We start from the raw sequence: 14,437 nt of genomic DNA, 5'->3' as shown, positions 1-14,437 counted from the left end.
AACTCAGACTACTTATGAGAAGATCAATGACAGATTTCAGACGTTTGATAGAAGATATTACTCCAGCAATCCGGGAGTTTAGAAGAGAGCTGCATAAGCACCCTGAGCCCGCATTCGAAGAACATGAAACCGCAGCCCGCATTGCCACCAGGCTTGGTGCTATAGGTGGCATGGAAGTACGCACCGATGTGGCCGGTACCGGGATCGTGGCAACTCTGGGGCGCGACAAAAGCGGGCCCTGTGTCGGGCTTCGGGCCGATATGGACTGCCTCAGGATGCAGGAGGAGAGCAGCATCGACCATGCCTCGGTAAAAGACGGTTTGATGCATGCCTGCGGACATGATGGCCATACAGCCTGCCTGCTTGGGGCCGCGATGGTTCTGGCCGAGTGTGTAGACGACCTGGCCGGCCCTGTTAAATTCATCTTCCAGCCGGCAGAGGAAAATAAGGGTGGTGCCAGGGTTATGATTGACGAGGGCTGCCTGGAAGATCCAAAAGTTGACGTGGTTTACGGTCTGCATGGCACAACCGCTCTCCCGTTGGGGAGTGTTGGCCTAAACCCCGGGGCCATGATGGCAGCTAGTAAATATTTCACCATCACTATCAATGGGCGTGGCTGTCATGCAGCTTCCCCGCACCGTGGTATTGATCCGGTGGTGATCGGCAGCCAGATCATCTGCGCGGTACAGTCGATTATAACCAGGAATGTAAGTCCTCTGGAACCTGCGCTGATAACCATCCCCAAGTTTACCGGATCAACCGCACCGAATGTGATACCGGAGAAGGTGGTACTCGAGGGAACCCTGCGGGCGCTTTCCAACAAGAACCGCAAGCTACTGGAGAGAAGGTTGAAGGAGCTGGTGGAGCAGACCGCCGCCGCCCATGGAGCTTCGGCTGATATCGAGTTTTATGGAGGATATCCGCTCTTGGAAAACGACCCCGGAGAGGCAGTTTATGTGGCTGAGATTGCTTCATCCTTTTTGCCGGGCAGAAAAATAATCCGTAATTATCCTCCCTCCATGGGGGCAGAGGATTTCTCGTTTTATCTGGGCGAAGTGGCGGGAGCTTTTTTCTGGCTCGGTCTGCAGCCAAAGGGAGATCCCCTTCCTTCCCTGCATCACCCTCAATTCGATTTCAACGATGAAGCCATCCCCACCGCTATCAGGATGTTATGCGAAATTGCCAGGAGATATGCGGTGCGTTAACCAGTCTTCTGCAGCGCGTTGAGCCGAAACCCGGAAAGCATTTGTTGCAGTCGCTGTAGACCAAAGCCGATGAAAAACCCGGTTAACCTCCAAAATTCCATAAACAGACTATCTCTATTCGTGAAATACGTGGATGAAAGTGGTAGTTTCAATGGTTTGCTCAACCATTTTGTGCTACGTATCTAATCGCTGAGGTGGCATCGTGTCCTATGCCGCTGCAGCCGACTGTAAAGAAGAATCAAGGAGTCGCGATAATGAGTGAGATCGAGGTATGTTTTCCCGGTAATCTGAAAGTTGAAGCTAAAATCGGTGATTTTGTCATCGAAACCGATCAGCCAGAAAAATCGGGTGGTGACGGGAGTGCGCCTTCTCCTTTTGTGCTGTTTGCCAGCTCGATTGCCACCTGCGCTGGATATTTTGCCTTAAAGTTCTGTCGTGCCCGCGAGATAGATACCACCGGCATGAAGGTGAATATGAAGTATGAATGGGATAAGGAACAAAAACGGTACCCAAAAATGAATCTGGAGTTGACCCTGCCGGAGGGTTTTCCCGAGAAATACCATTCTGCGATTTTACGGGCCATGGACCAGTGTGTGGTCAAGCAGCATATACTGAATCCGCCGGAGTTTGATATCACTGTGGTGTAAAACCGGTTGGAAATGCTCTTTGGGCCCAGCTCAGCGCTATAGAGAGAAAATTACTGCTTGCAATATCTGTTCATATCGCTCCGCTTAATTTTCTCTCAAGTCCTTGGCCTGAACAAAAATAGCAATTTCCGAGATACCTCTGATCAATTTTCCCTTTCGCTGGCAGAAGCCATTTCTTCTCATTATATTAGCAGGTTGTTATGTCATACGTGTTGTTGGTGTTAACGACGCTGTTCTGGTCTGGTAATTTCGTCATCAGCCGGGGAATGCACACGGAAATTCCGCCGTTTACCCTCGCATTCTGGCGCTGGATGACCGCTCTTTTGATTCTGCTCTCTTTTGCTGTAGTCCATCTCTGGCGGCAACGGGAACTTGCCCGCACGCATTCGCGTTTTATTATCCTGCAGGGGATTTTGGGTGTGGGGGGGTTCAATACCATGGTCTATCTGGCCATGCAGACCACCACCGCGATCAACGCGGTTCTGGTTAATTCCTCCATTCCGGTCTTGATCGCGGTCTGCTCCTGGGTACTATATAAGGAGATAATGAGTGTGCGCCAGTGCTTCGGTGTGCTCGTATCGCTTACCGGCGTGGTGTTGATCATAGCCCATGGCGAGCTGGCCCATCTGCTGCAGGTGAGTTTTAACCGGGGCGATTTGTATATGCTGGTGGCAGCAGTGATCTGGGCGCTCTATTCGGCAAACCTGAAACGGTATCCCCAAGGGCTGCACCCGCTTGCCTACCAGTCGGGAATCGTAATGGTAGGCCTGGTTGTGCTGCTGCCGCTCTATCTCTATGAGATGGCCAGCGGCAAGGTGATGAGCGTGACTCCCGGTTCTGTAGCCACTATTGTCTATGTGGCACTCTTTGCCTCGATCCTGGCCTATATTTTCTGGAACCGGGCGGTACGTGATGTCGGCGCCAACAAGGCGGGGCCGTTTATTCACCTGATGCCGGTGTTCAGTGCCATCCTGGCGGTGCTGTTTTTAGGTGAGAAAATATACAGCTATCATCTTCAGGGAATTGCCCTGATTTTTACCGGAATTGCCATGACGACCTTTAAAGTCAGCCCAGGGGAATAACTATTATGCCGATTGGAACTGTACCTTCATATCAGCCGCCGTTTCCCTTTATCTATGGCCACGTGCAGACTCTGTATCCGACCCTGTTAAGAAAGATGCAGGCAGGCGGTTGCCGCAGGCAGCGCATCGACACTCCTGATGGTGATTTTTTGGATATAGACTGGCATCTGGCGGGCCAGGGATACGCAGAGCGGGTTGTTGTCGTCAGTCATGGCCTTGAGGGTAACTCCAGAAAAAAATATCCGCTGGGGATGGCCAGGCATCTCAACTCGCAGGGCTGGGATGTGGTCTGCCTCAATTTCCGGGGCTGTTCAGGGGAACCTAATCTCTTGCCCAGGTTCTACCATTCCGGGGTTACGGATGACCTGCATACCGTGCTCTGCCACACATTGCAAACCGGCGGCTATAAGAAAGCTGCACTGATCGGCTTCAGTATGGGTGGTAACCAGACCCTGAAATATCTTGGCGAAGATCCGGCTAAGGTGCCGACAGAGGTCGTGGCGGCAGTTACTTTTTCCGTGCCGTGTGACCTGGCCAATGCCTCCAGGCGGCTGGATCGATTAGAGAACCGTCTGTATATGGAGTATTTTATGAAGGGCTTGCGGGAGAAGGTGAGGATAAAGGCGCAGATGTTTCCCGATATCCTGGATACCCAGGGACTTGCCGGGATGCGAACCTTTTTGCCCTTTGATGATAAGTACACGGCACCGATCCACGGGTTTAAAGATGCCAGGGACTATTATACCAAGTGTGCCTCCCTGCAGTTCTTACCTTCGATCAAGGTGCCAACGCTCCTGGTGCAGGCAAAAGACGATCCTTTTCTGGCCGATTCCTGTTACCCGGTTAAAGAAGCTGAAGCTTCGACCTATCTCCATCTGGAGATTCCTTCATATGGCGGTCATGTCGGCTTTATGCAACCGGGCGAAGTCTACTGGTCTGAGGCACGGGCGGCTAAATTCTTAGAGGATAATGACATATAGCCATTATCAAAGCTACACTCACCGTCCGCCGTCCACCGTCCAACTCCTCACACCTGTCACCTAACTCCCTACCACTTTGCCGACCACGTAAGGCCCTTCAGGAATGGCGACAACCCGCTTGTGGGTTGTCAACAGCTCTTTCACCACGGCTTGACATTCTGCGGCATCTGCCAGCTTTTTCCCGCTGAATCTGGCTACATCTTCATCGCTTAAGCCAGGCGAGTAGATATAGACCTGACCGGCATGGTCAAGAGCCTGGTAGATATTCTGAGCGCACCACTGGTCTATAACAAAATTATCAGGTTGACTGTGATGCTTTCTGAAATCCTCAGGGGTTGGATTGCTGCGCATGATAGTGCAGAACTCCTCACTGCCGAGTCCTTCCCTGCAGCCGCAGAAGACCACGATTGTACCGCCTTTGTTGAGGATATCCATGGCGCTGATCAAACATTTGCTCACCTGGTAGTAGGTGGAGTCGAGTGGATAGCCCCCGGCCGAGGTGATAACGAGGTCAACTTTCTGGTCCAGCTCCACCACTGCGTGATCCTTGACCATCTCGCAGCCGGCAAGGTGTGCCTGTTCAAAATGCCCTGCAAAAACCCCGCACAGTTCCCGCATCTTGTTGATCACCACATTGACTATGAAATCCACACCGGCTTTTTGTGTTACTTCCATGGCGTACTGGTGGAACAGGTTGTTGTCGAGCCTGCAGTTGGCCCCTTCGAGCTGGCTGATGACTTTATAGGAATGCATAAATTTCATGGTGTCGAAGCTGGCAATACCAGGCAGGATTGACTTGCGGCTCCCGGAGAATCCGGCATAGAAATGGGGTTCGATCAGTCCGGTGAGGATTTTCAGGTCGGCGTCCAGGTAGTGGGTGTTGATTTCAATCGGTGCATCGTCGATCCTGGTTATCTCCTTGAGTTCATCCTGCTTCTGACAATAGTGGTTGACGACACGGTAGCTGTTCATAATGTCCGCCCCTATCATCGATTCCAGTTCATCACCAAGATTCGGTCTATGCATGCCGGTGGCGATGAGAATGGTGATGTTCTGCCGTTCAATACCGCTCTCTTCAAGGGTTTTCAGGATGGGCGGCAATATGATCTTGTTGGGGACCGGCCGGGTAATATCGGAGATAACAATACAGGCGCTGGAGCGGGTTCTGGCTAACTCACTTAAAGCCGGTGTGCCAATGGGGCTTTCGAGGGCACTGGAAACAGCATGTTCAGGATAATTTTCAGTCAGGAATTCGCTTGTTTGAATAATCTTTACAGTTTCAGGGAGTTCGAGGGCGATTTGGTCGTTATCACAGGGGAATTCTACTTTCATGTAGTACCTCTCAGCAAAAAATGAAGGGGATGCACGTAATGGATCTCTCTTTACAGGATAGCTGAAAAGGGCCGGCGAAGTGAAGTGGGAGTAGACTTATGACCGGTTGAAGGTTCCGCTAACAGTTGTAGTTTTAAGCCGTTTGGCATGGACGGTGGCTGAGATAAACAATTTCCATGCTCCATGGGGAATAGGTTTGCGTCAAGTTTTGGAATAGTTTATAAAATTTTGTTCGCTGTTTTTCCGACTGTCCGGACAGGTTCGCATATGTCCCGATCAGAGGTGCACCGGTCGCGTGCGCCCAGGCAATATCCACCACCCTGCCTGTTTCCTTTCTATAGTCGCCTTGCAAGGAGTAGAGTGTCATGGCTCGTGACATGAAGTTTGAGACTGCCCGCTGGTCTATTTTCCTGGTTCTGATACTTACCTATATTCTGGTCTATTTTCATCGCATGGCACCGGCCGTGGTCTCTGAGTACCTGATGGCTGATTTTCAGGCGACGGGTGCCCGGCTTGGTAGCCTGTCCGCCATATATTTCATGGTCTATGCCGTTATGCAACTCCCTTCCGGGGTGCTTGCCGATACGCTGGGAACGAGAACGTCTATTGTTGGTGGCAACCTTGCCGCCGGGTTAGGATCCATTGTGTTTGCCCTGGCCGGTTCGTTCGAGATGGCCTGTGTCGGCAGGTTTCTGGTTGGATTAGGGGTATCGGTTGTATTTGTAAGTATTATGAAAAATAATGCTGTCTGGTTTCCTGCCAGGGTTTTCGGGCTGATGAGCGGAGTGACTCTGCTTATAGGTAATCTCGGTTCAGTAACGGCAGCAGGCCCGCTTTCCATGGCGCTTACATTTCTGGAATGGCGAACCATTTTTATTGGTATCGGTATTTTCTCCCTGGTATTGTCTGTGATCGGTTTTCTTATTGTGCGCAATAAGCCGGAGGATATGGGCTTTGTCTCACCCAATCCTGTAGTTCCCTCCGTAACAGGGCAGGTCGATACCCGGAGTTGGTGGCAGAACCTGATACAGGTGCTGAGTGTTGGCAGGATCTGGCCATGTTTCTGGGTGCAGCTTGGCGTAACGGGTTCCATCTACGCCTTTATGGGGCTTTGGGGAGTGCCGTATCTTCGGGATGTGCATGGTCTCAGTCGCCCGGAGGCCGCAAACTACATGACTACCATGCTGGTCGCATTTGCTTTGGGAGCATTATTTTTCGGTTGGTTTTCAGACCGGATCGGCAAGAGAAAATCGGTGCTGATCGGCGGGCTCATAGCCTACATCTTCTGCTGGATAGTGCTGATATATGCGAATTGGACGCCGGGTTTGGCGGGCATGATGCTCTTTGGCTGCCTGGGGTTTGCCGGGGCTTCATTCGTAATTACCTTTGCAAGTGCAAAGGAGGTTATACACCCCGAGTTTTCAGGAATAGCGGTAAGCATTTCCAATGCGGGCTGTTTTGTGGGGGCAACGGTGATCCAGCCGTTGTTCGGCTGGCTTGCTGATCGGACCTGGGACGGCACTATCGACAATGGTGTTCGGGTGTACAGCAACATTGATTATCGCAGCGGCTTGCTGATGATGCTGGCTTTTCTTGTGTTTGGTTTACTTTCGTCCTTTTGGGTGCAGGAGACCAATTGCCGTAACATCGCTTTCAACAAGTCTGGTGAAGATGATAAAAATATATGCAATTGACCAGAAAAAATCTGGCATGCTTCATGTATCAGTGCAGGGAATATTGAGCTTATGAAAGAGAGTACAGGTGTTTACACCGTCGACACAGGTTATTTGCGAGAAGGCTTTGCCGCCAGCCACATGGTAGTGGAAAATGGCAAGGCGGCCTTCATCGATGTGGGGACGACCCGCTCAGCTGATCGTCTGTTGGCAGCTTTAGCTGATGGAGGTCTCACGGCAGCGGATGTTCTGTATGTGATTGTTACCCATATTCATCTGGATCACGCAGGTGGCGCGGGAAAGCTCATGGAGATGTTTCCCCGGGCACGACTGGTGGTACATCCGAAAGGAGCCCGTCACATGGTGAATCCGGAAAAACTCATGGCGGCAGCCGTTGAAGTTTACGGGCAGCAAAAGTTTGATAGCCTGTATGGTGAGGTCAGACCTATTGCCAAAGAGCGAATCATTGAGGCCGGTGATGGGTTTCAGCTTGATTTCAATGGTCGCCAGCTGCTCTTTATTGATACTCCCGGCCATGCGCGTCATCATTTCTGCGTCTGGGATGAGAAGAGTGGCGGAGTATTCACCGGCGATGCTTTCGGTCTGGCCTATCCGCAACTCCAGCTTGAAGGGAAAAGGCCATTTCTGATCTGTACCACCAGCCCGTCGGCTTTTGAGGCGGAGGCGATGGTTGCCTCCATCGAGCGGGTTATGGAAATGAAGCCGGAAACCCTTTATCTGACCCACTTTGGCCCTGTTGCCGCAGATGCTCAATCGGTGGAGAGCTTGAAAAAACTGGTCGTGGATCATGCCGCGCTGGCCCGGGATAAGGGGGGCGATTCGAGCCTGATAATCGAAGGCCTCACTGAGCTGCTGCAGTCCGCCTATGCCACCTATCTCGACGGGGTGGAAAGAGATATCGACCTGGCCACATTTTTACGGGACGATCTGGTACTGAATGCGCAGGGACTGGCTATCTGGTTTGCACGGCACAAGAGCTGATGAGCTGTTATGACGAGGGTTGGGCGGTTCGTTGCTTATGCTCCTGGCGGGCACGGAGTACCAGTTTTCGGGAGAGGTCGCTGAAAACGAAATAGTGCAGGGGCAGGACCGCGTACCAATACAACCGACCCCAAACACCTCGTGGCAGAAAGTGAGCCGTCTGGATCAACATGTTGGGCTGAATGTCAAACTCAAGCCAGGCTTTTCCCGGCACTTTCATCTGGGCGTAAAGCAACAGCCGCTTGTTGTGCTTTACGTCTGCGACCTGCCAGAAATCAATGGCGTCACCAATACGTACCTCACCGCTGATCCTTCTGCCGCGGTTTAACCCGTAGCCGCCTGAGAGTTTATCCATCAGGCCGCGCATTTTCCAGAGTATGGTGTAACGGTACCAGCCATGTTCCCCGCCAAGTGAGCAGGCGCTTTCGAAGACCAGATCGGCGGGCGTACCTTCCAGAGGTACTTCGCGGATATCGCGGAGGATGGCGCCGGGTGCGATATCAAAGTCCTTGATGTCACAGGCTTCATTGCCGCTGCTGTCACACCAGCGACTCACCACCTGGTTCTTCTCAAGTTCGTCTATTGCCTGGCGAACAGTCTGCTTATAGCTGGCCGGAGTTATCTCTGGGAAGTACCTGCCGGCGTTATCGTTTTGCACTACCGTCTCGCTTTTGAGCCCTTCAACCAATTCTGCGGCGATCTTCAGGGGTACGGGAGTAAAAAGAATAAGCCAGTAGGAGGAAAGTCTCGGGCTGAGCACGGGCACCGGGATCATAGCACGCTTCAATCCCATCACTTCTGCGGCCTGGTGCATCATCTCTTTAAAACTCAAGGTCTCGGTACCAATGTCAATGACAAGGTTTTCGTGGACTTGAAGATTGATGGAAGCGGTCAGATACTCGATGACATCATCTATACCAACCGGTTGGGTATAGGTTTTCACCCATTTGGGGGTGATCATTGCTGGAAGTTTCTGAACAAGGTTACGGATTATTTCAAAGCTGGCACTCCCGGAGCCGATGATAACGCCGGCCCTGAACCAGATAGTCTGTATTTTTTCAGGCTCCTTTGACAGAATTTCGCCTGTTTCGATGCGGCTGAGAAGGTGTTTGCTGGCAGTTTCACTGACTCCCAGACCGCCCAGGTAGACGATTCGGCGGACACCGGCCGCGACACAGGCTGATCTGAAATTCTCGGCACTCTCGCGATCCAATTGCTGGTAGTCAGAGTCGGAGCCCATGGAATGGATGAGGTAAAAGGCAGTGTCTATATTTTCAAGTGCACGTACCAGACTCTCTGGTTTTAAGGTGTCCCCTTCTGCGATTTCAATTTTATCCAGGACCAGCGCCTGGAGCTTATATCTGTTTCTCACCAGGACACGAACGTTGAGGTTGGGTAGACGAATCAATCTGCGCATCAAACGGCGACCGATATAGCCGGTGGCGCCGGTGATGAGTATGTTATGTTTCGCGGGGGAATTGGCCATTACTGACTTCGCTCCTATCGATGGTTGACTGCATTCAGCTGAGCGCCGTGGAAAAATGCATACTTATATGATTGTAAGCAGATTAGCTGATTGTAGCAAATAGCTGTGACTAAGAGTGATTGCCGCTGGCGGTGAGCTTGTAATTCTCAGAGATTCAGGTATTGTTGATACGTTGGCAAAACCGCAGGCATGGGCAGAACTGCAACAATTTCCCCTTGACCCATTTCGGAAGGTAACAACTCAAATTTATTACTTATGTCATCTTTGGCCTGGTTTGTCTTGCGGAATCCGCAGCACGTTCGAGACAGGTTACGGGTGCCGGTTTTATATAGAATTTCATGGGCTTTTCACCAGTAAAAAAACAGCAGATATCAGACCTGGTTTTTGAACAACTTCGGGAATCCATTTACCGGGGAGAATTGAAGATTGGGGATAAATTGCCCTCGGAGAGAGAACTTGCCGAGGTTATGCTGGTGAGCCGGTCTTCGGTGCGAAAGGCAATCGGCAGACTTGTGGATATGGGGTATGTGGCACATAGGGCCGGGCACGGGACCTTCGTCAAACTTCCCAGGGCGAGGGACCTGAATAATCCGCTGGCCTATACCATGTCACCTAACCAGTCTTCGCTGGATGAACTCATGGAGGTGCGCATTGGCCTGGAGTGCCAGGGAGTAGCGTTGGCTGCGGAGCGGGCCAACGAGATGGACATCGCTCTTCTGGAAGCTGCTTTTTGCGAGATGAACGAGATGCATCAGGATCGGGAGATGGCAAAAGAGGCGGATATGAAATTTCATATGGGGATCGCCTATGCCACGCACAACTCTGTTCACGTCGATCTGACCCGCCGCTTTTATGACTATATGTTCCATGGCATTAACAAGTTGCACGTGATGCTCTATGAAAAGAACAATAATCTCGAAATTATCGACCAGCAGCATTTTAAGATTTTAGATGCCATCAAATGCAATGACGGCGGCAGTGCCAGCCGGTATATGCTCCAGCACATTACTTTTCTGCGAAGTTTCTTAAAAGAGACTGTTGGCAGCGAATAGCTCAGCGTGTTTTTTGAAACAGGATGGTTTGCGAAATAGACTGCGGTCGGGTGTTTTTGTGATTTGTACTGTCACCACCTGACTAATTGTAAATCTCTTCCGCGGCCAACACCTCGCTGATCAGCCTGTAGGTAAAGCCCCAGAGATAGTAGTCATCCAGTGGTAAGGCGGGAAAATAATGATCAGGGAGTACCTCGGCTTTTACATGGAGTGCCCTGTTTTGAAACATGGTGGCATCGAGCCAGCGGTAACTCTGGATTTCCCGGGGATCAAGCTTGAGTTTCGGGCGGGTCTGCAGCTGAAAAAGGTAAGGTTGCACCAGGATTCTTGAGTCGGTGCGGCTGCCGGCATACGCTGCTGTCAGTTCTGCCTGGACAAGCTCCTTAGAGAGGCAAATCCCGGTCTCTTCATGGGTTTCACGTATACAGGTTGCGAGCAGGTGCCGGTCTTCGGGCTCGCAGCGCCCCCCGGGGAATGAGAAATGGCCAGACCATGGGTCGTGCGGATTCGTGGTGCGGCGCAGCAGGAGAAAGCTGTCTATGGGCTCGCTAACCCGTATTATCGCGACTGCTGCAGCTGGTGTTGATGACATAGTGTCAAGCCTGTCCTGATGGTTATCATGAAAACATAGCCCGGAGGATTCTTTTCACGGCAGTTTCAGAGAACATTGCGGGTGTTGTGAAAATTAAACAATCACCAATAATTGCCTGAACCGCTCATCTAAACCGATACCTTCGTTACTTTGGCACAATGTTCATGAAAAATGTGCCCTGGATGCTTACGGTACCAATTGTACAGTAACCGCTGTGCTGAAAAATGCAACATATCACAGGGGCTTCGGTACCCATGTTTCAGCTGCCGGTCGGGAAGCTGAAACCGGGCTGAATGGCCGTTTCCGGCATCCGGAAGGATGAGTAAATCATGTGCCTTATTCTCTTCGCCTATAAATATCATCCGGGATTCAAGTTGATTTTTGCCGCCAACCGGGATGAGTTCCTCGATCGTCCAACGGCCCCTCTTGGCTATAACTTCCCAGGTGAGAACATTCTTGGTGGCCGGGACCTGAAAGCAGGTGGAAGCTGGCTGGTGACAGGCGGCGATGGCCGCGTCGGGGCCATTACCAATTACCGTGATCCCACATGTCAACTGGCGGCGGCGCCGTCCCGCGGCGAGATAGTGCTCGATTACCTTCGCTCCGGGCAAAGTCCTTCATTATTTCTGGCCGGGTTTGCTGAAACGTCTTCACGCTATAATCCGTTCAACCTGCTTTTGGGAGATAGCAAGGAACTTTGCTACTTTTCCAATGTAACCATGAAAAGCAGGCGACTTGGTCCGGGTCTCTACGGGCTTTCCAACCATCTGCTTGATACGGCATGGCCTAAAGTGACCCTCGGCAAACGTTTGTTGAAGAATCTCCTGGCCGCAACTGCGCTGCCCGACAGGGAGCAATTCTTTGTTGCTCTGACAAACAACGTGCACCCCCCGGATGAGCAGTTGCCGGATACCGGAGTGGGACTTGATTGGGAGCGACTGCTTGGCTCACTTTTTATCCATAGTGGCAATTATGGCACCCGCTCTTCCTCTGTACTCTTGATTGATTATAACGATGACATCTTTTTCACCGAAAAGAGCTTTGAACATTCAGTCGATGGCTGGAGCAACGTCGGTGAAGTGAGTCATTCTGTTGTTGTCAAACCAAAATGATCAATCTGAATGCATTATCTGGGTCAGGCGTTGATTGCGAAAGGGAAATGAATTCTGCGCGCGATCATCCAGATAGCTTTTGAGTACTGTGTGGATGACAGGAAAGGCAATCTGGTTCCAGGGGATTTCCTCCTCGCTGAATAACCGCACTTCTATGCTTTCGGCTGTTGCTCTGAAATCAGGGCGCACCAGGCTGCAGCGAAACATCAGGTAGAGCTGATTGATCGAGATCAGGTCGGCGAGAAAGTAGGCCTTCAGGTCATTGACCCTGGCGCAGGTTTCCTCGTAGGTTTCACGGATAGCACCTTCTCTGGCGCTTTCCCCATTTTCCAGGTACCCGGCCGGTAGTGTCCAGAACCCCAGCCGGGGTTCAATATTTCTTTTACAGAGCAGGATATTTCCCTGCCACTCGGGAATGCAGCCCACCACCAGTTTTGGGTTCTGGTAATGGATCGTCCCGCAGTTGGGGCAGACGAAACGAGAGCGGTCATCGCCGTTCGGGACGCTCTGGATTACCTTGTGGCCGCAATGGGAACAGAAGTTCATGCTGTAAATTCCTGAGACAGCGGTGGTGAATAGAGAAGGCGTGTTTTTATCTGTGGGAATTGTAACAAATTTTGGTTGAAAGATCAGCGCAACAGCGTGGCAGGGTAGTACTTTGGTTCAGGAGTGCAACCAATCGCATATTCTCTCTACTCCGGTGGTGACCCGTTCGCAATAGGTGACAAGAAAGGCTTCATCCAGTTCTGCTTCGTCGGTGAGGTCGGCGAGTGCCTGGAGTGTCCGGGCACCGTCAAAATCTACAAAGGCAAGTCTGGCCAGGATATTATCACCGTTCAGGCCAAAGGCGGAGCCTGGCAGAATGGCAACACCGGTTTCCTGCAGCAGACTGTTGCAGAATTCCTCGGAGGAATTGAACGATCTCCTGTCAAGCAGATTAGTCTGGGAGAAATCAGGGAAGAGATAAAAGCCGCCTTGTGCTTTCTCCACCAGGACTCCTGCCTTTTCGAGTCTTTGCCGGCTATATTCTGCCAGAGCGGCAAGAATTCTGCGACTGTTTTTAAGATACGATTCCAGCCATTTTCCCCCGTCAAAAGCATGCACAGCTGCGTATTGGATGGGGGCGCTGGTGGAGGTGTAGGTCTCGCTGGCGACAGCAGCCATTCCCTGCCTGAGCCAGTCCAGTTCATCGGGGAACGTAAACAGGCCAAGTCGCCAGCCGCCGGCGCCGCACCACTTGGAGAGGCCGCTGCTGATGATGGTCCCTTCCGGATAATATCTGGCAACGGAAGAGTAGTTTCCGGAAAAATTCAGCTCGCCATAGATCTCATCTGACAGCAGGATTACGTGGTATTTTCTGGCGATCGCCGCCAGCTCTTGCAACATCTGTTCTGAGTATGTCCTGCCGGTGGGGTTGTTTGGATAGTTGAGTACCACGACGCGAGGTTTGGTCGGATCGCTGCAGCAGATCCGTTCAAGATCTTCAGGGGTGATAAGCCAGCCATTTTCCCTGCTGGTCTTAATCCAACGAACGGGCCGGCCAACGATGTGCGCCTGGGGCGCATAGCTCACCCAGCTCGGGATCGGAATAATCAGATCGCCATAATAGGCAAGTTGCAGCAGGAACATCAGCTCTTTGGAACCTGGAGCAATCAGGATACTCCGCCAGTCTGCGTGCAGCCCATGACGATTGTTGAAGTAGGTGGCGATGGCCTTGCGAAGTTGTTCAAGCCCATGTACTGACAGATAATCTTTCTGGTGAGCGTTATCACGCAGGGCCTGGACCACCGGCTCCGGCACAGGAAACGGTGATTGGCCGAGGCCAAGTTTAAAGACACTCCTGCCATTTTCTACCAGGCTCCTGCTCAGTTCATTGATGGCCAGGGTGGGGGAAATACCGAGACCGCGGACGTTGAGGTTGAGGTGAACCTCATGGATATATCTATCCAGTTGTGCATTCATGATCTACTCCGAAGAGCTGGAGGAACAACGCGGAACATCATGCAATCCACCCGATGATGCCCCCACTCGTTGCAGAGTATATGGAGCATAAAGGAAATTGTCGACCTCGCGATGCAAGAATTAACGCTTCGGAGCAGCTTGGGGTGTTTGATTATATTGGGTCAGTGTTGCACACTATTATTCCAGGAAGTTGACGTTTGTCAGGTAGAGGTTTCCACCACACGCATCAAGGAAAATTGCCTGAATCATTTAGCTGTGATAAAGTTCCTGGCAATATTGAATAGTTACTGGTTGGATATAGACGATATATCG

At 51.5% G+C, this 14,437-nt stretch carries 13 protein-coding genes; 8 read left to right on the top strand and 5 right to left on the bottom strand.

Translation table 11 applies throughout. From position 1 onward, the window contains the following. Positions 1-26 precede the first annotated feature (26 nt). The 4 genes from ACN5NT_RS03955 to ACN5NT_RS03940 all read left to right on the top strand — a co-directional run bounded on the left by ACN5NT_RS03955 (position 27) and on the right by ACN5NT_RS03940 (position 3,914). A complete protein-coding gene (locus tag ACN5NT_RS03955) occupies positions 27-1,205 on the top strand; it encodes a M20 metallopeptidase family protein (RefSeq protein ID WP_419174573.1) in 1,179 nt (392 codons plus the stop codon). A 254-nt stretch (positions 1,206-1,459) separates the two neighbouring features. Next, positions 1,460-1,852 carry an OsmC family protein gene (locus ACN5NT_RS03950; protein WP_136795287.1) on the top strand — a complete coding sequence of 131 codons (393 nt, stop codon included), beginning with the start codon at positions 1,460-1,462 and terminating at the stop codon, positions 1,850-1,852. Between the two features lie 200 nt (positions 1,853-2,052). Continuing rightward, entirely contained in the window at positions 2,053-2,934 is an 882-nt protein-coding gene (locus ACN5NT_RS03945; RefSeq protein WP_419174572.1) for a DMT family transporter, read from the top strand. Between the two features lie 5 nt (positions 2,935-2,939). After that, entirely contained in the window at positions 2,940-3,914 is a 975-nt protein-coding gene (locus ACN5NT_RS03940; RefSeq protein ID WP_419174571.1) for a YheT family hydrolase, read from the top strand. Between the two features lie 60 nt (positions 3,915-3,974). Here the strand turns inward: ACN5NT_RS03940 and larA are convergent, their stop codons facing one another. Continuing rightward, a complete protein-coding gene (gene larA / locus ACN5NT_RS03935; RefSeq protein ID WP_419174570.1) occupies positions 3,975-5,246 on the bottom strand; it encodes a nickel-dependent lactate racemase in 1,272 nt (423 codons plus the stop codon). 365 nt (positions 5,247-5,611) lie between these two features. Between larA and ACN5NT_RS03930 the strand changes: the two genes are divergently transcribed. Together ACN5NT_RS03930 and ACN5NT_RS03925 are read left to right on the top strand one after the other, a co-directional pair. Next, on the top strand, positions 5,612-6,940 hold the full coding sequence (locus ACN5NT_RS03930) for an MFS transporter (RefSeq protein WP_419174569.1): 1,329 nt from the start codon (positions 5,612-5,614) through the stop codon (positions 6,938-6,940). Positions 6,941-6,991: 51 nt separating this feature from the next. Next, positions 6,992-7,921, top strand: a complete 930-nt coding sequence (locus ACN5NT_RS03925) for an MBL fold metallo-hydrolase (protein ID WP_419174568.1) — start codon at positions 6,992-6,994, stop codon at positions 7,919-7,921. A gap of 7 nt (positions 7,922-7,928) precedes the next feature. On the opposite strand, the gene ACN5NT_RS03920 is transcribed toward ACN5NT_RS03925, so the two are convergent. Further along, positions 7,929-9,407, bottom strand: coding sequence for an SDR family oxidoreductase (locus ACN5NT_RS03920; protein ID WP_419174567.1), 1,479 nt, complete (start codon positions 9,405-9,407; stop codon positions 7,929-7,931). 338 nt (positions 9,408-9,745) lie between these two features. Here ACN5NT_RS03920 and ACN5NT_RS03915 point away from each other — a divergent pair, with 338 nt between their 5' ends. Further along, a complete protein-coding gene (locus ACN5NT_RS03915) occupies positions 9,746-10,459 on the top strand; it encodes a FadR/GntR family transcriptional regulator (RefSeq protein WP_136795280.1) in 714 nt (237 codons plus the stop codon). A gap of 82 nt (positions 10,460-10,541) precedes the next feature. Here the strand turns inward: ACN5NT_RS03915 and ACN5NT_RS03910 are convergent, their stop codons facing one another. Next, the gene (locus ACN5NT_RS03910; protein WP_136795279.1) at positions 10,542-11,051 is read right to left on the bottom strand and encodes an NUDIX hydrolase; all 510 of its coding nucleotides are present in this window, start codon (positions 11,049-11,051) and stop codon (positions 10,542-10,544) included. 329 nt (positions 11,052-11,380) lie between these two features. Here ACN5NT_RS03910 and ACN5NT_RS03905 point away from each other — a divergent pair, with 329 nt between their 5' ends. Then, positions 11,381-12,163 carry an NRDE family protein gene (locus ACN5NT_RS03905; protein WP_419174566.1) on the top strand — a complete coding sequence of 261 codons (783 nt, stop codon included), beginning with the start codon at positions 11,381-11,383 and terminating at the stop codon, positions 12,161-12,163. Here ACN5NT_RS03905 and ACN5NT_RS03900 read toward each other — a convergent pair whose 3' ends face one another. Together ACN5NT_RS03900 and ACN5NT_RS03895 are read right to left on the bottom strand one after the other, a co-directional pair. After that, on the bottom strand, positions 12,164-12,709 hold the full coding sequence (locus tag ACN5NT_RS03900; protein WP_419174565.1) for an NUDIX hydrolase: 546 nt from the start codon (positions 12,707-12,709) through the stop codon (positions 12,164-12,166). Between the two features lie 117 nt (positions 12,710-12,826). Continuing rightward, positions 12,827-14,125: a pyridoxal phosphate-dependent aminotransferase gene (locus ACN5NT_RS03895; protein WP_419174564.1), complete on the bottom strand. Its 1,299-nt coding sequence runs from the start codon at positions 14,123-14,125 to the stop codon at positions 12,827-12,829. Positions 14,126-14,437: the final 312 nt, after the last annotated feature.

Origin of the sequence: Desulfosediminicola sp. (assembly GCF_048381775.1) — a bacterium.
Classification (GTDB): domain Bacteria; phylum Desulfobacterota; class Desulfobulbia; order Desulfobulbales; family Desulfocapsaceae; genus Desulfopila; species Desulfopila ganghwensis.
This window is presented reverse-complemented; position numbering and strand designations above follow the sequence as displayed.